Genomic DNA, 22,998 nt, shown 5'->3' with positions numbered 1-22,998 from the left:
TTTCAACGAGAGGATTCATGCCCAGACGTACAGACATCACATCGATCCTGTTGATTGGCTCCGGTCCGATCGTGATCGGACAGGCCTGTGAATTCGATTATTCCGGCACGCAAGCCTGCAAGGCCCTGCGGGAAGAAGGGTTCAAGGTCATCCTCATCAACAGCAATCCCGCGACCATCATGACCGATCCGGAACTGGCCGACCGGACTTATGTCGAGCCGATTACGCTGGATGTGGTTGAGAAAGTCATTGAGCGGGAGCGGCCCGACGCGTTGCTTCCGACCATGGGGGGGCAGACGGCGCTGAATGCCACCATGGGGCTGGTGAAACGCGGGGTGCTGGAAAAGTACGGTGTCAAATTGATCGGGGCGTCGGCGGAGGCCATCCATAAGGCCGAAGACCGGGAAGCCTTTAAACAGGCGATGGAACGAATCGGGTTGAAAGTCCCGGAGAGCGGCACCGCGCACACTCGCGACGAGGCGACCAGGATTCTGGAGAAAGTCGGGTTCCCCGCCATCATCCGTCCGTCCTTTACGATGGGCGGCACCGGCGGCAACATTGCCTACAACCGGGAAGAATTCGAAAAGCTGATCGACTGGGCGTTGGCGATGAGTCCGGTCAGTCAGGTGTTGATTGAGCGGTCGTTGATCGGCTGGAAAGAATACGAACTTGAGGTCATGCGCGATCTCAAGGACAACGTGGTCATTATCTGCCCGATTGAAAATCTCGATCCGATGGGCGTGCACACGGGAGACAGCATTACCGTGGCGCCGGCCATGACCCTGACCGACAAAGAGTATCAACGCATGCGCGATGCGGCCTTGCGGATCATTCGCGAAATCGGCGTCGACACGGGCGGCTCCAACATTCAGTTCGGCTTGAACCCCGACAACGGGGAGATGATCATCATTGAGATGAATCCGCGTGTGTCGCGGAGTTCGGCGCTGGCTTCGAAGGCGACGGGATTCCCGATTGCCAAAATTGCCGCGAAGCTGGCGGTGGGCTATACGCTGGATGAAATCACCAACGACATCACGGGTGTGACGAAAGCCTCCTTCGAGCCGACGATCGATTATGTGGTGGTCAAGATCCCGCGTTTCGCCTTCCAGAAATTCAAAGGCGCCGATCCCACGCTGACTACGCAAATGAAATCGGTGGGTGAGGTGATGGCCATCGGCAGAACCTTCAAGGAATCGCTCCAGAAAGCGATCCGCTCGCTTGAGCTGGACCTCAACGGGTTGGCGTCCCGCTTGGGGATCGATCGGGGCATTCCTGCGGATTTCAATCGTGTTGAGGCGTTGGAAAAGATCCGGAGAACCCTGAAGACCCCGTTGCCTGAACGGCTCTGGTATCTCGCTGACGGGATCCGGCTTGGGCTGACGAATGAGGAACTCTTTGCCATCACCAAGATCGATCCCTGGTTTCTCGAGCAGATCCGCGATCTGATCGGCTTTGAACAGCGGCTGCTCGGACAGGCAGGTCAGGCGTCTGAGGCTTTGGCCGGGGGCCTGTTGTGGGAGGCCAAGGAGTGGGGGTTTTCAGATGACCGGATCGGCCAGTTGCTCGGGGTCGAGGCATCGGTCGTCCGTAAGGCCCGGATGGGTTCGGGGCAGGCCGGAGCAGGTTCCCGCGGGGTTACCTACAAGCGCGTGGATACCTGCGCGGCGGAGTTTGAGGCGCACACCCCGTATCTCTATTCGACTTACGGCAGCGAGTGCGAATCGCGCCCGTCCGACCGGAAGAAGGTCGTGATCCTAGGAGGCGGCCCGAACCGGATCGGGCAGGGGATCGAGTTCGACTACTGTTGTGTGCATGCGGCGATGGCGCTGCGCGACGAAGGTGTCGAGACGATCATGGTCAACTGCAATCCCGAAACCGTCAGCACCGACTATGACACCTCCGATCGCCTGTACTTTGAGCCGTTGACGGAAGAGGATGTGCTGAACATCGTCCATCGTGAGCAGCCGATCGGCGTGGTCTTACAATTCGGCGGGCAGACGCCGCTGAAGCTGGCGTTGCCGTTGTTCAAGGCCGGAGTAAAGATTCTGGGCACGAGTCCGGACGCGATCGATCGGGCGGAGGACCGCGAACGGTTCCGCGACTTATTGGATAAGCTGGGACTGCGTCAGGCCGACAGCGGCATGGCCCGTTCGGTCGAGGAGGCCGTCCAGATTGCCGGAAAGATCAGTTACCCGGTCATGGTGCGGCCCTCCTATGTGCTGGGCGGCCGGTCGATGCAGATTGTCTATGATGAAAGCGGGTTGTTGGAATACATGCGTTCGGCGGTCAAGGCCTCGCCGAAGCATCCGGTCTTGATCGATAAGTATCTTGCGGACGCGATCGAAATCGATGCCGATGCCATTTCGGACGGCAAGACGGTGGTGGTGGCCGGCATCATGGAACATATCGAAGAAGCGGGCGTGCATTCCGGCGATTCTGCCTGTTCCCTGCCGCCTTATACCCTGGATAAGCACCTCGTCGCCGAGATCGAACGGCAGATGAAAGCCTTGGCCATCGAACTGGGGGTGGTGGGGTTGATGAATGCCCAGTTTGCGGTGAAGGGCAAGGCCGTCTATGTCCTTGAAGTGAATCCGCGCGGGTCGCGCACGGTGCCGTTCGTCAGCAAAGCGATCGGCGTCCCGCTGGCCAAGCTGGCGATGAAAGTGATGCTCGGGAAAGCCCTGCCCGAATTGGGATTCACGACGGCGCCGCAGCCGGAGCATTTGTCGGTCAAGGAAGCGGTCTTTCCGTTCAACAAGTTTCCGGGGGTCGATGTGCTCCTTGGCCCGGAAATGAAGTCCACCGGGGAGGTCATGGGCATCGACAGCGATTTCGGCTGGGCCTTTGCCAAGTCTCAGGCGGGGGCGGGGTCGAGCCTGCCGAAAAGCGGGACCGCGTTCATCAGCGTGAAGGATACCGATCGTCCGGCAGCCTGGGATGTGGCCACGCGTTTGCGGAAGCTGGGGTTTCAAATCCAGGCGACGAGCGGAACGGCCTTGTTCCTGAAGGAACAAGGGGTGGACGTTGAAGTCGTTCATAAGGTCAAAGAAGGACGCCCGCATGTCGTCGACCACATCAAGAACGGGATGGTCGCCCTGGTGGTGAATACGGTGAGCACGGCGTCGGCCCATACCGATTCGCTATCGATCCGCCGCGAGGCCCTCCAGAAGGGGGTCCCCTATTTCACGACCATGCGGGGAGCCTTGGCGGCGGTGATGGGGATTGAGGCCCTGGCGAAGAAGGAATTGTCGATCAGGTCATTACAGGAATATCATCGGCGCTAGCTTGGGAGGAGCACACACAGACCATGCCCACACCGATTACGAAAAAGGGATTTGAGGCGCTCAAGGCGGAGTTGGATCGCTTGCGGAAAGTCGAGCGGCCCAATGTGATCGAAGCGATTGCCGAAGCGCGCGCCCACGGTGATTTGAGCGAGAATGCCGAATACGACGCGGCCAAAGAGCGGCAGGGCTTTATCGAGTCGCGCATCATCGAGATCGAATCGAAGCTGGCCGACGCGCGGGTGGTCGAGATTACCGCCGGCCGGACGACCGAGACGGTGGTGTTCGGGGCCACGGTGCTCGTGGTCGAGCAGGAATCGCAATCCAAGAAGCAATATACGCTGGTGGGGCAGGACGAAGCCGACATGAAGTTCAACAAGATTTCCATCCAGTCGCCGGTGGGCCGTGCGTTGATCGGGAAGCGCGTCGGTGACTTTGTGGAAGTGAAGACGCCGGTGAAGATGGTCGAATACGAAGTCGTGGAGATCAAGTTCGAGGAATTGTGACGTGCCTCCGGCACTCCCCCTTATTACCCTCCTGACTGATTTCGGTGACCGCGATTGGTTCGTCGCCAGCATGAAAGGGGTGATCCTCACGATCAACCCCGTAGCCCGTATCGTCGACCTCTCCCATCAGATCACCCCGCATCGAATCGAAGAAGCCGCCTATTGTTTGCAATCCTGTTACCGGTATTTCCCCGAAGGGACCGTGCATGTGGCGGTGGTCGATCCAGGAGTCGGGAGCAACCGGCGCCCTATTCTTGTGAAGACGGCACGGTACTATTTTGTGGCACCGGACAATGGCCTCCTGACGCCGGTTCTTCACGAGGAGTCCGACGTCGAGATCCGGCAATTGGAGAATCCTCAGTACAGGCTTGAGTCACCGGGGAACACGTTTCACGGCCGGGATGTGTTTGCCCCGGCTGCGGCCCGGTTAACCACAGGAACGGCGGCGGAAGCGTTCGGACGCCCGGTGTCCGATCCGGTCATGATCAATTGGCCCCAGCCGACGATGAAAGAAACCGGGGTGCGGGGGCAGATTGTGTACGTCGATCGCTTCGGAAATCTGATTTCCAATATCGGGGCGACCCAGCTCGGCGGGATGCGATCGGATCCGATGCATGACCGGCTGCGCATTTGTGTCGGGGCGCATTACATTCATGGATTAGTGACAAGTTATAGCGAGGGCGATCCGGGCGTTCCTCACGCGTTGATCAACAGCAACGGCCTGCTCGAAGTATTCGTGAGAGAACAGCGGGCCACTGATCTTCTCCGGGCAGCTGTCGGGGCGACGATCGACGTCGCTTTCTAATCGTGTAAGGACCTGATGTCGATCGACATATCGATGAGCCGGTGCGGAGGAGACCGGTGGCGGAAGAGACGGAGTCGGTCCGGGGGCAGCAGCTGTTCGGTCCCTATTGTTGTTGACCCAGGTTTTCCGGTAGGGTCAAATGCTACAGGATATGGAAGAGTTTTCTGGCTATGCCCGGTTGCGAAAGGAGCAAACAGTTGTGATGACACACAGGTGCCGGCGGACTCGAGGAATTGGGGGATTGTGGATGTGGGCGATGGGTCTCGCGTTGTTGGCCGGTTTGTGGGGGACTGAGTCGGTCCTCGCCGCGACGGCCAAGGAGATCGACGTCAGCGTGGATGTGGCGCTGGAGAAGTTCGAAAATGAAGTAGGCGGAGCCAAGCAGTTGCTGGCCAGCGCCAAGGGTGTGCTGGTGTTTCCGAAAGTGATCAAAGCCGGGTTCGGTTGGGGCGGCGAATACGGGGAAGGCTCGATGCGCATCGGCGGCAAGACGGTCGATTATTACAATACCATTGCCGGATCGTTCGGGTTGCAGTTCGGCGCACAGGCCAAGACCATCATGCTCGTGTTCCTGGATGAGGGGGCGCTCAAACAATTCCGGATGAGTGAGGGATGGAAAGCAGGGGTCGATGGGTCGGTGGCGGTCATTGCTGTCGGGGCAGGGACCTCCCTCGACAGCACGAAACTCAACAATCCTATCGTCGGCTTCGTGCTCGACCAGAAGGGCTTGATGTACAATCTTACGCTGGAAGGTTCCAAGTTTACGAAGATCAACAAGTAGGCAGTCCGTGAATTCTATGTAGGGATGGATGAACCCTGGAAACAGTGGAGGATGATGATGAAGCGATTCAAGCGTTTGATGCGGTCGGTTGCGGTGGTTGCGGCATTGTCGGTGGTCGCCCTGATGGGGGTCGCACAGGCGGAAGAGGGCACCGTTAAGGCGACGGCTTCCTGGGAAGGCCAGGGCTACGCATTTCCGGTCGGCGAAGATCAGGTGTATATGGTCGCCGTCTATGCCGGCGTCATGTTCGTGGATGACGGGAAGGGATCGTTGGATGCGGCCTCCATCGTGTGCCCCGGCACGATTGACGGCAACCTCGCAAAGGGAACCAAGACGGGAGACGGGCGTTGTGTCATCACGGATCGGGACGGGGATCGCGTGTTCGCGCGGTTTACCTGCTCAGGGGATCTGCAGGGATGCCGGGGGCCGTTCACCATCGTCGGCGGGACGGGGAAATTCGCCGGTATTACCGGAGAGGGCGAGATGATTTCGCGCATCCAGGCGCGCCAGCTCACGATGTACGCAGGAGTCGATGACGTGCAGCAGCAGGGCGCCGGGTTGGCGATCTGGCCTGCGTTACACTACAAGATTCCTGACACAGCCAAGTAGTTTCTGAGGTAGTCGTATCAGTCAGCAGCACGCGCTCGTGTTCCTGGGACGAGGGCACGCGATGACGTTCGATTGAACAGGAGTCTTGAGCATTCTCAATTTGGAGGTGCGACATGAAGCAGATTCTGACGGTCGGCCTGTTGGCCGCCTTCACTGTAGTCAGCGTTGGTTCCGTGGAGGCTGACATGTTCGTGTATCCCAAGAAGGGGCAGAGCAAGGATCAGCAGCAGAAGGACCAGTATGAATGTCACCTCTGGGCGGTGGAGCAAACGGGCGTGGACCCGATGAAACCGGCACAGCCGGCCCCGGCGACGGCACAATCCGGAGGAGGCGAAGTGGTGCACGGCGCGGCGAAAGGCGCCGCCCTTGGCGCGATCGGGGGCGCGGTTGCCGGCGATGCAGGGAAGGGGGCGGCCGTCGGGGCGGCGGTCGGCGGCGGGGCCGGAGCGATGAAGCGGCGCGGCCATCAGAAGCAACAACAGCAGGCCCAACAACAAACCGCCCAGAAGCAGCAGACGGATGTACAGGCCTACCAGCGTGCGCTCGGGGTCTGCATGGAAGGACGCGGGTATCAAGTCGGATAACAGTCGGAGAAGGAGTCAGGCCTGCGTCCGGACGTCCTGTGAATGAGAAGCCTGCTAAGGGCTTCGGACACGGTATCCGTCTTTTCAGGGGAGCGAGGCGACACATCATTCGGCTTCGTGCGTGAGGTTCCGTGTTCGCAAGAGGTATGTCTATGAGGGGGCGGCGTGGTCTGCCGCTGGTGCTGGCATTTCTCATCCTGGCCTGGGGATGTGGGGGGCCGACGGTGCGTACGGACTTCGATCCGGCAGCGGACTTTACGACCTTCCGGACCTACGCATTTTCCGGCATGACCGATTTGAACCAGGGCGGCGTGTTGGACAACTCCCTTATCCGTAAACGTCTTGAACAGATGGTGGGGGAGCAACTTGCCGGCAAGGGGCTTCAGCAGGTCGGTGTGGACGACAAACCGGATCTCCTCGTGCATTATTGGATCGGCATGAAAGAAAAGCAACGGGTCGAGAGTACGGGGCCCGCTGTCGGAATGTATGGGCGGAGAGGTCCCTATGGGTATGGGGCCGGGTACAGCGGAGTCACCACCTACGAATATACTGAAGGCACGCTCATCATCGACCTCGTGACGCCGGTGAAGAATGAGTTGGTCTGGCGGGGCAATATCGTGGGCACCTTGGCGGATTCGAAAGAGAAAAACCTGCAAATGGCCGCCGAGGGGATTGCCAAAGCCTTTGCAGAATACCCGCCGAAACGGGTGAATCCATAACGAAGACGGGTGGCGGGACGATCGTGCTGACGGCGGCGAGCCCGTGATACGGTCTTCATGGAATGCAGGCACCTCATGACGGAGTACTCAAGATGAAACGGTTCCGGTGTGGGAAATCAATAACCGGCGCGAGCCTCGTGCTGCTGTGCCTGTGGATGACGGGCTGTACCACGTCGATCTACAACTGGCAGGTTCGCACGAATTCTACGCCGGTCGCTCCGTCATTTGATCGGCTGTCCGTCGAGGAGAAGCCGGTGGCGATTTTGCCGGCGCTCTCGATGCCTGCCCTCCGTGGGACAGAGGTGGGCTTCTCGCACAATCTGGCTCAAGTTCTCAGGAAACTGATCCCGAACTGGAATGTGGTGGGCGAGCAAGCAGCCCTCACGGCCATCAATCGGCAAGGACTGGGGACGGAATATGCCAGGATGCGGAGGGATGCTGAGGACACACATCTCCTGGATCGCGAATCACTCAGGAAGATCGGGGCCGCGCTCGGGGTACGCTACCTCTTTCAGCCTCGCCTGGCATCGTTCACCCAGACCATGACGGAGCGGTGGAAAGTCCCGGGAGTTGAGCTCCGAGTCGTGGAGACTCGTTCAAGCGTGATACGGCTCTCGCTGCAGTTATGGGAGGCCGAGACCGGCGAATTGATCTGGTTCTCTACAGCCGAAACGATCCTGGCGAACGAAGGGGTCTCACAAGACCCGGTGTTTCTCGAGGATGCCACACGGGTGACGTTGGGCAGCCTCGTGGCGGACTTTCTCAACCGGCGGACATCCTCAAGATATACCCCTCTGGATGAGACCCTTAACCAACTGATTGGTTCGTCCGCTCCGGCAGAGCAGAAGAATGGCAACAACGGGGAGGGGGCCAAAAAGTAATAGCGTCATGCCGGTCTGACCAGCCTCACCTGACGTTGTGCTGTGTGATCTCCGAGGCGCGCGTCACTGTCGCATTTTGCAACAGTCGCTCTTAGCGACCTGTCCTATCGAGCTACAGCCCTCTCTGGTTCTCTCCTCAGCTTGTCCTCACCATCTGCGTAACCTCACGATACTTTGACAGTAACTTCTCCTGTCCTGATGTCCCAAGGTGGTACTTAACCTGCATTGAGTCTCCAGTGGAGGCGTGCAGGCGCAGATCGTCTGCTGCTCAGGGGGGGCGGGATCAGGTGATGGACGATTGTTCCGTCCCCAGGAAGGATTCATGACGCAGGTATTATCAAAGCTCCCATTCATCAAGTCTTTGCCGGTCATATTTCTGTGTTTCCATCCATCGGCCGCACCAACTACGAGCGTTCAGATTGCGCGAGGTTCAGCGCGAACCGGTGGGGCGAAGGGTGGGCCGTCTAGCCGTTCGAGTCTGTGCCGTTGGGAAGGGAGATATTTCCAATGATTACAGCTACCGCAGTGATCAAGCGAAGCCTTGTGGCAGGCCTCCTGCTGGTCCTCGTCGGAGTCAGCGGATGGTCAGTGGTCGTTGCGGCGGATACGCCTGTTGCCGGGCCGACGATGAAGAAGGCGTTGGAGACGAGGGCGCAGATCATCACGCCTGAAACGATCGCGGGCGTGCCCGAAGACGAATTCAATCGGGGCACCCCGAGGACGAGCGTCCTCGGATTTCTCCAGGCCACGCGTGAACGGGACTACGAGCGAGGGGCTCAGTACCTGGACCTTTCGGCGGGGGTGGGAGCGCGCGGCCCTGAATTGGCGCGGCAATTGAGGATTGTGTTGGGACGAGAACTCTGGGTGGATGTGGACACGCTCAGCGCAAGTCCGGAAGGAGACCTGAACGACCGACTGGCGGGTGAGCGAGACCGGATCGGACGCATTACCGGCCGGACGAAAAGCTATGACATCGTGGTGCAACGGGTCCCGCGTGAAGACGGCGTGTCCATCTGGAAGTTCGCCGGTTCAACGGTCGCCGAGATCCCGCAGCTCTATGAGGAGTTTGGATACGGCCGTTTGGAAACGCTTCTGCCGCCCTGGTTGTTCGACTACCGGATCATGGGGATCGAGGTCGTGTTGTGGGTGGAGTTCATCCTCATTGCCGCGGCCGCCTTTCCGGTGGCGATGCTGCTCACGGCCGGTATCATGCGGCTTCTGCGCCGGTACAAGAGCGATCTGGCGCCTGAGGTCGAACGATTTTTTACGGGCCCCATCCGAATGTTGTTGTGGGTTCTGCTGACCCGTTTGCTGATGCAGGCGATTCGGACCTCGGTCGTGGTCGAGGCGGTCAGCCAGGGCCGGACGCTGCTGGTCGTGGCCGTGGCCTGGATGGGCCTGCGATGTCTGGATCTCGCCTCCCAGCGGATCGCCGGACGGCTGGAGTCCTCCGGCTTGACCGGTTCAAGCGTGCTTCTGAGACCCATCACCAGGTTGATGAAGGTCCTCCTCATCATCGGCGCCATCCTGTTGTGGCTCGAAAACCTCGGATATCAGATCACCACGCTTCTCGCGGGCCTCAGCATCAGCGGCGTGGCGGTCGCGCTGGCTTCCCAGAAAACGCTGGAAAACCTGTTCGGGGCCATCACCCTCTATACCTCTCACCCTGTCAGGGTCGGCGACTTTTGCCGGTTCGGGAATAGCGTGGGCACGGTGGAGGAGATCGGGCTGCGGGCCACCCTAATCCGGACCCTGGATCGCAGTGTCATCAGCGTGCCGAATGCCGAATTCGCGCATATGCACTTGGACAATCTCTCGCGGCGCGACCGGTTTTGGTACCATCCCCGCCTCAAGCTGAGAATGGAGACGACACCGGATCAGATCCGCTACGTGTTGGTCCAGGTCCGGACGATGCTGTATGCCCATCCCAAGGTGCTCCCCGAAGGGCTCTGGGTGAGGTTCGTCGCATTCGGCGACATGTCGCTGGACGTCGATGTCTTTGCCTACATGGGAGTCAAGGAGTACAGCGAGTCGCTTGCGGTGGCGGAGGATCTCAACCTTCGAATTATGGACATCATCGCGCAGGCCGGCACAGAACTGGCCGTACCGTCACAGATCCAATATGAGGTGCCGGGTCGGCCGCTGGATGAAGAGCGCGCGCGGAAGGCCGAGGCCCACGTCAGGGAATGGCGAGAACAGCGGTCGTTGTACCTGCCGAACTTTCCGCCCGACAAAATTACTGAACTGAAGGGATCGTTGGATTATCCACCGGCCGGTTCTCCATGAAAGCGAAGTATAGCCGGATGGGGCATTGGTCATTCATCAGGCAACAGTGGAGGGAAAGGCATGAAAGTTATCATTGTTGGGGGAGTGGCAGGCGGGGCCTCTTGTGCGGCGCGGCTCCGCCGGTTGGACGAAACGGCGGAAATTATCATGGTAGAGCGAGGCCCGTATGTCTCGTACGCGAACTGTGGACTGCCATACCATGTCGGAGGGGTGATTCCAAATGAAGCGAGCCTGCTCGTCGCGAGCGAAAGGACCTTCCGCGAGCAGTTCAACGTCGATTGCCGGGTGAATTGCGAGGCGATCAAGATCTCGCCGGACAAAAAGACTGTGGACCTGTGCAATGTCGCAACCGGTAATGTGACGACCGAGTCCTATGACAAGCTCGTGCTGTCCCCGGGAGCCCCGTCGGTCCGTCCGCCCCTGTCCGGCATCGACCTCCCCGGAATCTTCCAGGTGAGGACCGTGCCCGACGCGAGGGCGATCCGCGAGTGGATCGAAAAGGGTTCCTTGTTCCTCTCCGGGATGCACAGCTACTCGGGTTTCCAGACGGTGAGACCCAAGACCCGTGCAGTCGTCATCGGGGGCGGATTCATCGGTCTCGAGACGGCCGAGAACCTGGTTCATCGCGGGTTCGATGTCACGCTCGTTGAGATGCTCGATCAGGTCCTGGCGCCGCTCGATCAGGAAATGGCGCGCATTGTGGAGGGCTACGTCGAGAAGCAGGGGATCCACCTGGCACTCAACGATGGCGTGGCCGGATTCAAGCAGACCGCAAGCGGCTCGCTCGAAGTGCTCACGAAATCCGGCAAGACGCATCCGGCAGACATCGTGATCCTTGCGCTCGGCGTGCGTCCGGAGACCGCGCTGGCAAAGACGGCCGGCCTCACAATCGGCGAACGTGGGGGGATCCGCGTCGACGACCAGATGCGCACGAGCAATCCGGATATCTTCGCCGTCGGCGATGCCATTGAAGTCAAGGACTTCGTGACCGGCGAGTGGAGCCTCATCGCGCTCGCCGGCCCGGCGAACCGCCAGGGCCGCATCGCGGCCGACGTGATCGCCGGGCGCGACTCCCGTTTTCGGGGCAGCCAGGGCACCTCAATCATCGGACTCTTCGGCGCAGCGGCCGCCTGGACCGGTGCCAGTGAAAAGACGCTCAACCGGATCGGCGACAAGGACTACGAGAAGATCTATCTCTATCCGAACTCACACGCAGGCTACTATCCGGGTGCCAGGCCGATCGCGATGAAGGTGTTGTTCCGGAAGTCGGACGGACGTCTTCTCGGTGCGCAGGCGCTTGGTTTGGATAACGTGGACAAACGGATCAGTGCGCTTGCGGTGGCGATCCAGATGGGCGCGACGATCTATGACTTAGAGGAAGCCGAGCTGTGTTACGCGCCCCAGTTCGGCAGCGCGAAGGATCCGGTCAACTTCGCGGGAATGGTCGCGGCGGACGTCTTGCGCGGCGATATGCCGATCAGCCACTGGGACGACGCCGGAAAGGGATTCCTCCTCGACGTGCGCGAGCCGGTGGAGCTGGCCGTGGAGAATGCACCGGGCGCGGTCAATATCCCGATTGGTCAACTCCGGGCGCGTCTCGGCGAGCTGCCCCGTGATCGGGAGATTCTCGTCATCTGCCGCTCCGGCCAGCGCGCCTATATTGCGACGCGGATGCTGTTGCAGAAAGGGTTCAAGGCCAGAACCCTCGCCGGAGGCATGCTGTCGCGCGCTCACGTAACGACCTTCTGGGAACATTGAAATAGTGGAAGACCCGGGATGCTGCTGAAGAGAGAAAAATGGATGTGACGCTCGGAGGTAAGAGCCAACATCAGGTTGACAGATAGTTAATCGAGTTCATCCAGGGGGCCGGGCCAGTCAGGAGAACCGCCATCGCCGCCTGCCGGGTGATGCACAGGGATCAATGACCCTCAGGCTGCCGACATGTTATACATCAACACCCTTGCCGCGCCGTTTACGGTCAGGACGGTGTCCGGGGATGTCGTGATCGCTCTCGTCAGGCACACGAGGCTGAGGTCGCCATGGCGGAAGACGGCGACGACTGCGAGGAGTTTTGACCAAGGCTGGTAAGGAAGCGAAAGGAGTCCGTGCATGACCGCACCTGTCGCGCCGCTTACGGAACGTCGGGCTTGGAAGGCCCTGACCGCCCACCATCGGACGATCCGCGACCTGCATCTGCGCAAGCTCTTTGCGGATGATCCGGCGCGCGGCGAGCGCATGACGGTCGAGGCGGCGGGGCTCTACCTGGATTACTCGAAGCATCGCGTCACCGCCGACACCCTCACGCTTCTCCTGCAACTGGCGGAGGAATCCTGCCTGCGCGAGCGGATCGACGCCCTGTTCCGCGGCGAGAAAATCAATCTGACGGAAAACCGTGCCGTCTTGCATGTGGCTCTGCGCGCGCCGCGAGGGGCGACGCTTGTCGTCGGCGGCGAGAATGTCGTGCCCCAAGTCCACGATGTTCTCGACAAGATGACGAACTGTGCCGACCGCATCAGGAACGGAACGTGGAAAGGTCACACGGGCAAACGCATTCGTAATATTGTGAACATCGGCATCGGCGGATCCGACCTGGGACCGGTGATGGCCTATGAGGCGCTCAAACATTATAGCGACCGGGCCCTCACCTTCCGGTTCGTGTCCAACATCGACGGGACCGACTTCGCGGAGGCGGTCCGCGATCTCGATCCGGCAGAAACGCTCTTCATTGTCTCATCGAAGACCTTCACGACCATGGAGACGATGACGAACGCGCAGAGCGCGCGAGCCTGGTCCCTCGCCGGTCTCGGCGGCGCCGCCGCATCGGTCGCCAGGCACTTCGTCGCGGTTTCGACGAACGCGGCGGAGGTGGCGAAGTTCGGCATCGACCCCGCCAATATGTTCGGGTTCTGGGACTGGGTCGGCGGGCGTTATTCCATGGAATCGGCGATCGGCCTTTCCACGATGCTGGCCATCGGACCGGAGCAGTTCCGTGCCATGCTCGCCGGCTTTCACCAGATGGACGAGCACTTCCGCACCGCGCCGTTTGGACGGAACCTGCCGGTTCTCATGGGGCTGTTGGCCGTCTGGAACAACAACTTCCTCGGGGCGCAGACCGTCGCGGTTCTTCCGTATGAGCAGTATTTGAAGCGATTTCCGGCCTACCTCCAGCAGTTGACGATGGAGAGCAACGGAAAGCGGGTGACGCGTGACGGAGTTGAGGTGACCTACCAGACCGGCCCGATCTACTGGGGCGAGCCCGGCACCAACGGCCAACATTCCTTCTATCAGTTGATCCATCAAGGCACCAGGCTCATCCCGTCTGATTTTATTGCGTTTCATGAGTCGCTCAATCCGCTCGGCCGCCACCATGACCTGCTGTTGGCCAATGTATTTGCCCAGACCGAGGCGCTCGCCTTCGGCAAGACTGCGGAGGAGGTCAGGCGGGAGGGGACACCGGATTGGCTGGTCCCCCACCGGGTGTTCGAGGGCAACCGGCCGTCGAACACCATTCTCGCGGAGTGCCTCACGCCCGAGACGCTCGGCAGGCTGGTGGCCCTCTACGAGCACGCGGTGTTTACGCAGGGGGTGATCTGGGACATCGATTCATTCGACCAGTGGGGCGTTGAACTGGGCAAAGTGTTGGCCCAGCGTATTGTCCCGGAACTCGAGAGCGAGGCGGAACCCACGCTCACCCATGATAGCTCGACGAACAACCTGATCCGTCGCTGCCGGAGGCATAAACAGTCTTCGTAAGGCCTGTCTGGTTGCCAGGACCGACCGATCAGTTCAGAGGAGGAACCTTATCATGCAGCTTGGAATGATCGGCCTCGGCCGGATGGGCGCGAATATGGTGAAGCGGCTGCTCAAGGGCGGTCATCACTGCGTGGCTTACGACATGTCACCGAAAGCGGTCGAGGAGCTGGTTCGTGAAAAAGCCGTCGGGGCCTCATCGCTGGCCGACCTCGTGAAGAAGATGCAGAAGCCGAGGGCGGTCTGGCTGATGGTTCCGGCGGCGGTCACGGACCGGACGATCGCCGACCTGCTGCCGCATCTCGAGGCGGGCGACAGCCTCATCGACGGCGGAAACTCGTACTACATCGATGATATCCGGCGGGCGAAAGAACTGGCGCCGAAGCAGATTCACTATGTGGATGTCGGGACCAGCGGGGGTGTCTGGGGGCTCGAACGCGGGTACTGCATGATGATCGGTGGCGAGAAGGACGTAGTGAGGCGCCTTGATCCCATCTTCGCGACGCTGGCCCCGGGCAAGGGCGGCATCTCCCGTACTCCGGGACGCGAAACAACCGGCGGCACCGCCGAACAGGGGTATCTGCACTGCGGACCCAACGGCGCCGGCCACTTCGTCAAGATGGTGCACAACGGGATCGAGTACGGTCTCATGGCCGCCTACGCCGAGGGATTCGGCGTCTTGCGCGCGGCCAATGTCGGCCGGCAGGACCACGCCATCGATGCCGAGACGACACCGCTGCGGGACCCCGAGCACTACCGGTATGACTTCAATCTGCCTGACATCGCGGAGGTCTGGCGGCGCGGCAGTGTCGTCGCCTCCTGGCTGCTGGACCTGACCGCGTCGGCGTTGAGCAAGGATCCGGCACTCGCTCACTTCTCCGGCCGAGTGTCGGATTCCGGGGAGGGGCGTTGGACGATCAAGGCCGCCGTCGACGAGGCCGTGCCGGCGCCCGTGCTCACCGCGGCGCTGTATCAACGTTTCAACTCACGGGGCGAGGCGGATTTTCAGAATAAGCTGCTCTCGGCCCTGCGCTATGAGTTCGGCGGGCACCACGAAAAACCGGCGAAATAGGGAGCATCCGCCCCCGCCGACAGGCATCCTCCGGTCGTGACGGTGATTGAGGATTGAAGACGGTTTCATGAACATCGAAGTGTTAGCCGATGCGGAAGCAGTCGCGCGGGAGGCGGCCGCCGTCATTGCGGCGGAGGCGCGAGCTTCCGTGGCAGCGCGCGGCAAGTTTGTCATGGCAATCAGCGGCGGCCAGACGCCGTGGATGATGTTGCGGGCGCTGTCGACTGAGGACATTCCCTGGGACAAGGTCCATGTCTTTCAGGTGGACGAGCGTGTCGCCCCCGCAGGTCACCCGGACCGCAATCTCACGCACCTGCGCGACAGCCTGCGCTCACAGGAGCCGGTATTGCAGGATCGCCTGTATGCCATGCCGGTGGAAGACTTGGATCTGGACGCGGCCGCTGTGCGCTATGCCCTGACGCTCCGGGAGATCGCCGGCTCGCCGCCGGTGCTCGACCTGGCGCACCTGGGCCTGGGATCTGACGGCCATACGGCGTCGCTGGTGCCGGGCGACTCCGCGCGTGATGTGACCGACCGCGATGTCGCACTGACCGGGATCTATCAGGGCCGGCGCCGCATGACCTTGACCGTTCCGATCCTCAATCGTTCACGATTCGTCCTTTGGCTGGTGACAGGGAGCGGAAAGAGTGCCATGCTGTCCCGCCTGCGCGATGGAGACCGATCGATCCCGGCCGGCCTGGTGTGTCGCGATCACGCCTTGGTGCTGGCCGATCGCGCCGCCGCCGGGGCGTAAGATGAGCGAGTCATTGCCGGCAGCCGGCTTGTCACGGTGGCGACGGGGCCTATGGGATCCAGGGGCATAAAGTCTGGCCTTGAAAAGCCGCGGAAAGACCGGTATGAACGGCGGGAGCGGCGGCGGAGCATTCCGCCGGATCGGAAGCCATGAATATGGAATATGAGATGCGCAAGTACCGGGGCCGCCCGGCCACAGTTGCGTTGCTGAAGTCAGGAAACGGTCATTCAAACGGATAAGGGGTATTCGATGACGGACAAGGACATGGTTCAACTAGCTATCAACACGATCCGTACGCTGTCGATGGATGCGGTTCAGCAGGCCAAATCAGGACATCCCGGCACGCCGATGAGCATGGCGCCGGTCATGTATTGCCTGTGGCAGCGCTTTCTCCGGTATGATCCCGGCGATCCGATCTGGCCGAATCGCGATCGGTTCGTGCTGTCCGCGGGCCATGCCTCGATGCTGCTCTATTCGATGCTGCACCTCACCGGTGTGAAGGCCGTGGATCCGGATTACGAGGTTCTCGGCAATCCCTCCGTCTCCCTCGATGACATCAAGAGCTTCCGGCAGATCGACAGTCGCTGCCCCGGCCACCCGGAATACCGCTGGACCTCCGGTGTGGAAACCACGACGGGGCCGCTCGGCCAGGGGGTGGCGAATACGGTCGGGATGGCCATCGCGTCCAAGTGGCTGGCGGCGCGGTACAACCGCCCGGACTTCGAGTTGTTTACCAACGACGTCTACGCGCTGGCCGGAGACGGGTGCATGATGGAGGGGGTGAGCGGCGAAGCCGCGTCGCTTGCGGGCCACCTGCAGCTCGACAACCTCTGTTGGATCTACGACAGCAACCGCATCACCATCGAAGGGCGCACGGATCTCGCGTTTCGCGAGGATGTCGCCGCGCGGTTTCAGGCCTACGGCTGGACCGTCACCCGCGTGGCCGACGCGAATGATCTGGACACGTTCGCGCAGGCGCTTCGCGTGTTCAAGGCTACCAAGGGGAGGCCCACGCTCATCATTGTGGAGAGCCACATCGGCTATGGCGCGCCGACGAAGCAGGGAACAGCCGCGGCCCACGGCGAACCCCTCGGAGAAGAAGAGGTCAAAGCGACGAAGCGTTTTTACGGCTGGCCGGAGGACGCGAAGTTCCTGGTTCCCGAGGGAGTGTATGAACACTTCCAAAACGAAATCGGCAAACGGGGACACGAGTTGCGCACGGCGTGGGAGCGTCAATTCCAGGAATACACACGCCGGTTTCCCCAAGAGGCGGACGAGATTGAACGGATGCAGCGGCGCGCGCTGCCTGAAGGCTGGGACAAGGATCTTCCGGTCTTTCCGGCCGACCAGAAGGGGATGGCCGGACGCGAAGCCTCGGGCAAGGCGCTCAATGCCGTCGCTAAAAATGTTCCGTGGCTCATCGGCGGCTCGGCGGATCTCACGCCGTCCACGAAGACCCGGATCGATCTCGCTGGGGCCGGTGATTTTCAGGCCGACAATTACGGCGGTCGCAATCTGCATTTCGGCGTTCGTGAGCATGCGATGGCGGCCGTGCTGAACGGCATGAGTCTCGTGAAGGTGCGGCCCTACGGCTCGGGTTTCTTCATCTTCAGCGACTACGCCCGCGGAGCCATTCGACTCGGCGCCCTGATGGAACTGCCGGTCATCCACATTTTCACGCACGATTCCATCGGGGTCGGCGAGGACGGCCCGACGCACCAGCCGGTCGAGCATCTGGCCTCCTTGCGCGCGATCCCGGGGCTGGTCGTGCTGCGGCCCGGTGACGCCAATGAGGTCGTCGAGGCCTATCGCTATCTCATGCAGCTGCATCACGAGCCGGCCGTCCTGGTGCTCTCGCGCCAGCCCTTGCCCACGCTGGATCGCAGCAAATACGCCCCGGCCTCCGGCGTCGCGAAGGGCGCCTATGTGCTCGCCGACGCGCCGGGTGGAAAGCCGGAGGTGATCCTCATTGCCACGGGCAGCGAGGTGAGCCTCGCCGTGCAGGCCCATGAGACCTTGCTCGCCGAGGGGATCCGCTCGCGGGTGGTGTCCATGCCGTCCTGGGACATCTTCGACCATCAGACGCAGGAGTATCGCGACAGTGTGTTGCCTCCCGGCGTGTCGGCGCGCGTCGCGGTGGAGAAGGCCTCGACGTTCGGGTGGGAGCGTTACGTGGGCACGTCGGGCCTGATTATCGGGATGCATACGTTCGGCGCGTCGGCCCCGCTCAAGGCACTCCAGAAGAAGTTCGGGTTTGAGCCGGAGAAGGTCGTGGCGGCGGCGAAGAAGGTGCTCGGCAGGAAGTAACCCGGATGGGGCCTCCCCGGTGTAAGGCCGGCTGCTTGGTGGGCAAGCCCGCAGCCTGTGCCCGGGTTCGAACAGCCTACGACATTCTCAGGAGGTTTCTCCATGACCCAACCCGACGAGCCTGGTTCGAAGCCGGGGGATTTCGTCAGTCTCGGCGACGAAAAAAAGGTGATCGAGGTGGTGTCGGCCTCCATCTTGAGCTTGTGGGAGGCGGTCAATAATCTCACCAGGCTGAAACCCACCACGCGCGAGCGCTATCGTGTGACCATCTTCGGGTCAGCCCGGGTTCCCAAAGACCATTGGGTATATCTGGCGGTGCGGGATCTGGCGGCGGAACTCACCCGGCTGGATTGCGACATCATCACGGGCGGCGGGCCCGGATTGATGGAGGCGGCCAACGAGGGAGCCCGCCTTGCCGATCCGGACAGCACTACGCGTTCAACGGGGATCCGCGTCGCGCTTCCCTTCGAGCAGAACGTGAACGCATTCGTGTCGCAAACATACGAGCATCGCACGTTCTTCACACGCCTCCACCAGTTCGTCATCATGTCGGACGCGTTCGTCGTGGTCCCCGGCGGAATCGGGACCGTGCTCGAAACGATGATGGTCTGGCAGCTCCTGCAGGTCCGCCAACTGCAGAACACCCCGCTGATCCTGGCCGGGAAAATGTATGAGGATCTCGTCGCCTGGGCCCGCACCTCTATGCTCAGGCCGGACGTTCCGCTTGCCGGCCCCGAGGACTTGACCATTCCACAGTGCGTGGAGGACGGCCCGGGGATTCTGCGGATCATCCGCGCACACCATGCCGATTGGGTGAAGGTGAAGAAGAAGACCGCCTGAACATCCCCCGGGGGTGATGGAATGCCAGCCGGCATATCGGCGGCGAACACCACGAAAGAGGCGAAAGGCCGCCGGCTGTTCTCTCCTGGTAGTCCGCTTGATTGATTCGGTGACCCTGGAAGGAGACTGTGGATGAACCCCGAACAATCCCGCCTTGAAGAAGCCCGGGCAAAGACAGCTGAATGGAAGAAGTGGGGCCCGTACCTGAGCGAGCGGCAGTGGGGCACAGTCCGGGAAGACTATAGCGAAGGCGGGGATGCCTGGAACTACTTCCCGCATGATCATGCGCGCTCCCGGGCCTATCGCTGGGGCGAGGATGGCCTGGCGGGCATCTCCGATGACAAGCAGCGGCTGTGCTTCGCGTTGTCTCTGTGGAACGGCAAGGACCCGATCCTGAAAGAGCGCCTGTTCGGGCTGAGCAATGCCGAAGGGAACCACGGCGAGGACGTCAAAGAATATTACTTCTACCTCGACAGCACGCCAACGCATTCCTACATGAAGTATCTCTACAAGTACCCGCAGGCCGCCTTCCCCTACGACGACCTGGTTCGCACGAACCACCTGCGGGGCAAGAATCAGTCCGAGTATGAGTTGATCGACACCGGTGTGTTCAACCAGGACCGCTACTTCGACGTGTTTGTCGAGTACGCCAAGGTCTCCCCCGAGGATGTCCTGATCCGCTACGCGGTGCACAACCGCGGGCCGGAATCTGCCACCGTGGACCTGCTGCCGAGGCTATGGTTCCGCAACGAGTGGTCCTGGCAGGCCGATGGGACGCGCCCGACGCTCGCGCTGGTCGCGACACGCCAGGGCCGGGGCGTCGTCCGGGCTGTCCATCCGCGCCTCGGCGAGCGCAACCTCTATTGCGAAGGGGACGTCCCGCTGCTGTTCACCGAGAACGAGACGAACAGTCAGCGGATCTTCGGCACCCCGAATCAGTCGACCTACGTCAAGGACGGGATCAACGACTACATCGTCCATGGCCGCGACGGCGCGGTCAACCCGGAGAAGACCGGAACCATGGTCGCGGCCCACTACCGGCTCACTCTCGGTCCGGGTGAGTCCCGGGTGGTGCGCCTGCGGCTGTCGGATCTGGCGCCTGCCGCGCTCGCAGGGACCAAACGCGCGCAAGACAGTCTGTTCGGCAGCGCGTTCGATCGGGTGGTCGAAGGCCGTCGGAAGGAAGCGGACGAGTTCTACGCGGCGATCATTCCGGCCTCGATGAGCGCCGACGGCGCGAATGTCATGCGCCAGGCCCTGGCCGGCATGCTGTGGTCCAAGCAGCACTACCGTTATGACGTGCACCAGTGGCTCAAAGAGCGCGGGTCCGACCCGTTCCGTCCGATGCAAAAGCCGGCGCCGCGCAATGACCACTGGCACCACATGTACAACGCGGATATCGTCTCGATGCCGGACAAGTGGGAGTACCCCTGGTACGCCACCTGGGACCTCGCGTTCCACGTGTTGGCGTTGAGCCTCGTGGACTCCGACTTCGGTAAGCAGCAGCTCGAGCTTATGCTGCAAGACCACTACATGCACCCCAACGGGCAGCTGCCTGCCTACGAGTGGAACTTCGGCGACGTCAATCCCCCGGTGCATGCCTGGGGCACGATCTTCGCGTACCGCCTCGACGAAATCCAAAACGGAGTAGGCGACACAGAGTGGCTGAAGAGCTGCTTTCATAAGCTGCTGTTGAACTTCACCTGGTGGGTCAACCGCAAGGACCGGTCCGGACGTAACGTATTCGAGGGCGGCTTCCTGGGCCTCGACAACATCAGCCCGTTCGATCGCAGCGCTCCGTTGCCGAACGGCGGCTACCTGGAGCAATCGGACGGCACGGCCTGGATGACGCTCTTCAGCCAGAACATGGTGGAGATCGCCGCGGAGCTGGCGATGAGCGATCCGAGCTACGCCGCGATGACCCTCAAGTTCATCGAACACTACATGTGGATTGCCTCGGCGATGGATAACCTGGGCGACGGCGCGGGCATGTGGGATGAAGAAGACGGCTTTTTCTACGACGTGCTGCGGCTGCCCGACGGCCGAGCCCGGCGGCTCAAGGTCCGATCGATGGTGGGTCTGCTGCCCCTGTGCGCAGCCACCACGCTTGAGGCGGAACAGTGCGACAAGTTCCCTGAAATCCAGGAGCGGTTCAGATGGTTCCTCGAGGCTCGCCCCGAGCTCTGCTCCTCGATCCATGATCCGAGGCAGATCGGCGTCGCCGGCCGGCGGCTCATGTCGATCATGAACGAAAGCAGACTGCGCCGGGTCCTCGCGAAGATGCTCGACGAGCAGGAGTTTCTGAGCCCGTATGGCCTGCGTTCCGTCTCGCGCTATCACGCGGACCATCCGTATGTCGTCTCTACCGGCGGCCAGGTCAACCAGGTCTCCTATGCGCCCGCGGAGTCCGACAGCGGACTATTCGGCGGCAACTCGAACTGGCGCGGTCCGGTCTGGATGCCGGTCAATGCCCTGATCATCCGGGCGCTCCTGCGGTACCACGAGTATTACGGCAACGAGTTCACGGTCGAATGCCCGACGGGCTCGGGCCGGCAGATGAATCTGCTGCAGGTGGCAGAGGAGATCGGTCGCCGGTTGACGAGCATCTTTCTGCAAGATGAAACGGGCCGGCGGCCGCTGTACGGGGGGATCGAGAAGTTCCAGACGGACCCGCAGTGGCGGGACTGCATCCTGTTCCATGAGTACTTCCATGGTGACAACGGGACCGGCCTCGGAGCCAGTCACCAAACCGGCTGGACGGGTGTCATTGCCAGGCTGATGCAGTTGTTTAGCAACCTCAACGCGGACCGGCTCCACGCGGGCGACAAGGCAGCGCTCTTTGGCAAATCCCGGGGCGGTGGCGGGGGAAACGGGCTGAAGGTCAAGTCAACGAAGGCGAAGCGGCGATGAACCGAACCGTGACGGCGATGGTGCTGGGGCTGGGATTGCTCATGCCCCACGCTCAGTCCGTCGCGGGGGACGGTGTGGTCGCGCTAGGCGCGACAGTGGAGAGGCTGGCCGACGGCTTCCAGTTCACCGAGGGGCCGACCTGCGACGCGGAGGGCAACCTCTTTTTCACCGACCAGCCTAATGATCGCATCTTGAAGTGGGGCGTGGAGGGCGGACTCTCGACCTTTCTGCAACCGGCTGGCCGCGCCAACGGCATGTATTTCGACCCGCAGGGCAATCTGATTGCCTGCGCCGATGAAAGGACCGCGCTCTGGTCCATTGCGCCGGACCGCCAGGTGACCGTACTCGTCAGCGAATACAACGGCAAGCCCCTGAACGGCCCGAACGATGTCTGGGTACGGCCAGACGGGGCGCTCTATTTCACTGACCCGTTCTACCCACGGTCCTGGTGGACGCACGACGCGATGCCGCAGGACGGTCAGCACGTCTACTTTCTCTCCGCCGACCGACGGCAGCTGGTGCGCGTGGCGGATGATCTGGAGAAGCCTAACGGCATCATCGGCACGTCGGACGGGAAGACGCTCTACGTGGCGGACATCGGCGCGGGGAAGACCTACCGGTTCGACATTGAGCCGGATGGCCGCCTTGCCCGTAAAACACTCCTCATCGAGCAAGGCTCGGATGGCCTGACGCTGGACAACGAAGGCAATCTCTATCTGACCGGCAAGGGCGTGCTGGTGTTCGACAAGACAGGCCGGCAGATTGAGCAGATCCAAGTACCTGAGGAAGAGTGGACGGCCAACGTCAGCTTTTGCGCCAGGGATAAACGCATGTTGTTCATAACGGCCGGCAAGGGACTCTATGGAATCAAGATGCGCGTCAAAGGGGCCAACGCGGCGAAGTGACGGCAGGC

The 22,998-nt window shown here is 61.4% G+C and carries 17 protein-coding genes; all 17 read left to right on the top strand.

Translation table 11 applies throughout. From position 1 onward, the window contains the following. The first annotated feature begins 17 nt into the window (after positions 1–17). A complete protein-coding gene (gene carB, locus ACO9S2_RS02380) occupies positions 18–3,284 on the top strand; it encodes a carbamoyl-phosphate synthase large subunit (protein WP_423720223.1) in 3,267 nt (1,088 codons plus the stop codon). Between the two features lie 23 nt (positions 3,285–3,307). Then, on the top strand, positions 3,308–3,787 hold the full coding sequence (greA, locus tag ACO9S2_RS02375) for a transcription elongation factor GreA (RefSeq protein WP_423720222.1): 480 nt from the start codon (positions 3,308–3,310) through the stop codon (positions 3,785–3,787). 1 nt (position 3,788) lies between these two features. After that, complete coding sequence (locus tag ACO9S2_RS02370; protein ID WP_423720221.1) at positions 3,789–4,592, top strand: SAM hydrolase/SAM-dependent halogenase family protein; 804 nt, start codon at positions 3,789–3,791, stop codon at positions 4,590–4,592. A gap of 256 nt (positions 4,593–4,848) precedes the next feature. Continuing rightward, on the top strand, positions 4,849–5,373 hold the full coding sequence (locus tag ACO9S2_RS02365) for a YSC84-related protein (protein WP_423720220.1): 525 nt from the start codon (positions 4,849–4,851) through the stop codon (positions 5,371–5,373). Between the two features lie 57 nt (positions 5,374–5,430). Then, the gene (locus ACO9S2_RS02360; RefSeq protein WP_423720219.1) at positions 5,431–5,982 is read left to right on the top strand and encodes a hypothetical protein; all 552 of its coding nucleotides are present in this window, start codon (positions 5,431–5,433) and stop codon (positions 5,980–5,982) included. 113 nt (positions 5,983–6,095) lie between these two features. After that, positions 6,096–6,566: a glycine zipper domain-containing protein gene (locus ACO9S2_RS02355; protein ID WP_423720218.1), complete on the top strand. Its 471-nt coding sequence runs from the start codon at positions 6,096–6,098 to the stop codon at positions 6,564–6,566. Positions 6,567–6,718: 152 nt separating this feature from the next. Next, the gene (locus tag ACO9S2_RS02350) at positions 6,719–7,285 is read left to right on the top strand and encodes a DUF4136 domain-containing protein (RefSeq protein WP_423720217.1); all 567 of its coding nucleotides are present in this window, start codon (positions 6,719–6,721) and stop codon (positions 7,283–7,285) included. A 92-nt stretch (positions 7,286–7,377) separates the two neighbouring features. Beyond that, positions 7,378–8,166 carry a hypothetical protein gene (locus ACO9S2_RS02345; protein ID WP_423720216.1) on the top strand — a complete coding sequence of 263 codons (789 nt, stop codon included), beginning with the start codon at positions 7,378–7,380 and terminating at the stop codon, positions 8,164–8,166. Between the two features lie 507 nt (positions 8,167–8,673). Continuing rightward, the gene (locus tag ACO9S2_RS02340; protein WP_423720215.1) at positions 8,674–10,452 is read left to right on the top strand and encodes a mechanosensitive ion channel family protein; all 1,779 of its coding nucleotides are present in this window, start codon (positions 8,674–8,676) and stop codon (positions 10,450–10,452) included. Between the two features lie 60 nt (positions 10,453–10,512). After that, complete coding sequence (locus tag ACO9S2_RS02335; RefSeq protein WP_423720214.1) at positions 10,513–12,210, top strand: FAD-dependent oxidoreductase; 1,698 nt, start codon at positions 10,513–10,515, stop codon at positions 12,208–12,210. A 351-nt stretch (positions 12,211–12,561) separates the two neighbouring features. Then, positions 12,562–14,205, top strand: coding sequence for a glucose-6-phosphate isomerase (gene pgi / locus ACO9S2_RS02330; protein ID WP_423720213.1), 1,644 nt, complete (start codon positions 12,562–12,564; stop codon positions 14,203–14,205). A gap of 52 nt (positions 14,206–14,257) precedes the next feature. Further along, complete coding sequence (gene gnd / locus ACO9S2_RS02325) at positions 14,258–15,274, top strand: phosphogluconate dehydrogenase (NAD(+)-dependent, decarboxylating) (RefSeq protein WP_423720212.1); 1,017 nt, start codon at positions 14,258–14,260, stop codon at positions 15,272–15,274. 67 nt (positions 15,275–15,341) lie between these two features. Continuing rightward, a complete protein-coding gene (gene pgl / locus ACO9S2_RS02320; protein ID WP_423720211.1) occupies positions 15,342–16,028 on the top strand; it encodes a 6-phosphogluconolactonase in 687 nt (228 codons plus the stop codon). Positions 16,029–16,277: 249 nt separating this feature from the next. After that, entirely contained in the window at positions 16,278–18,335 is a 2,058-nt protein-coding gene (gene tkt, locus ACO9S2_RS02315) for a transketolase (protein WP_423720210.1), read from the top strand. A gap of 102 nt (positions 18,336–18,437) precedes the next feature. Then, positions 18,438–19,175: an LOG family protein gene (locus ACO9S2_RS02310; protein WP_423720209.1), complete on the top strand. Its 738-nt coding sequence runs from the start codon at positions 18,438–18,440 to the stop codon at positions 19,173–19,175. Positions 19,176–19,307: 132 nt separating this feature from the next. Then, positions 19,308–22,085, top strand: a complete 2,778-nt coding sequence (locus ACO9S2_RS02305; protein ID WP_423720208.1) for an MGH1-like glycoside hydrolase domain-containing protein — start codon at positions 19,308–19,310, stop codon at positions 22,083–22,085. Further along, positions 22,082–22,990: an SMP-30/gluconolactonase/LRE family protein gene (locus ACO9S2_RS02300; RefSeq protein WP_423720207.1), complete on the top strand. Its 909-nt coding sequence runs from the start codon at positions 22,082–22,084 to the stop codon at positions 22,988–22,990. Before ACO9S2_RS02305 ends, ACO9S2_RS02300 begins: the two co-directional genes overlap by 4 nt. Positions 22,991–22,998 lie beyond the last annotated feature (8 nt).

The organism is Nitrospira sp. NS4 (assembly GCF_049546785.1).
Lineage (GTDB): Bacteria > Nitrospirota > Nitrospiria > Nitrospirales > Nitrospiraceae > Nitrospira_D.
Note: the sequence above shows the minus strand (reverse complement) of the source record. Positions and strands in the feature narration are given on the sequence as shown.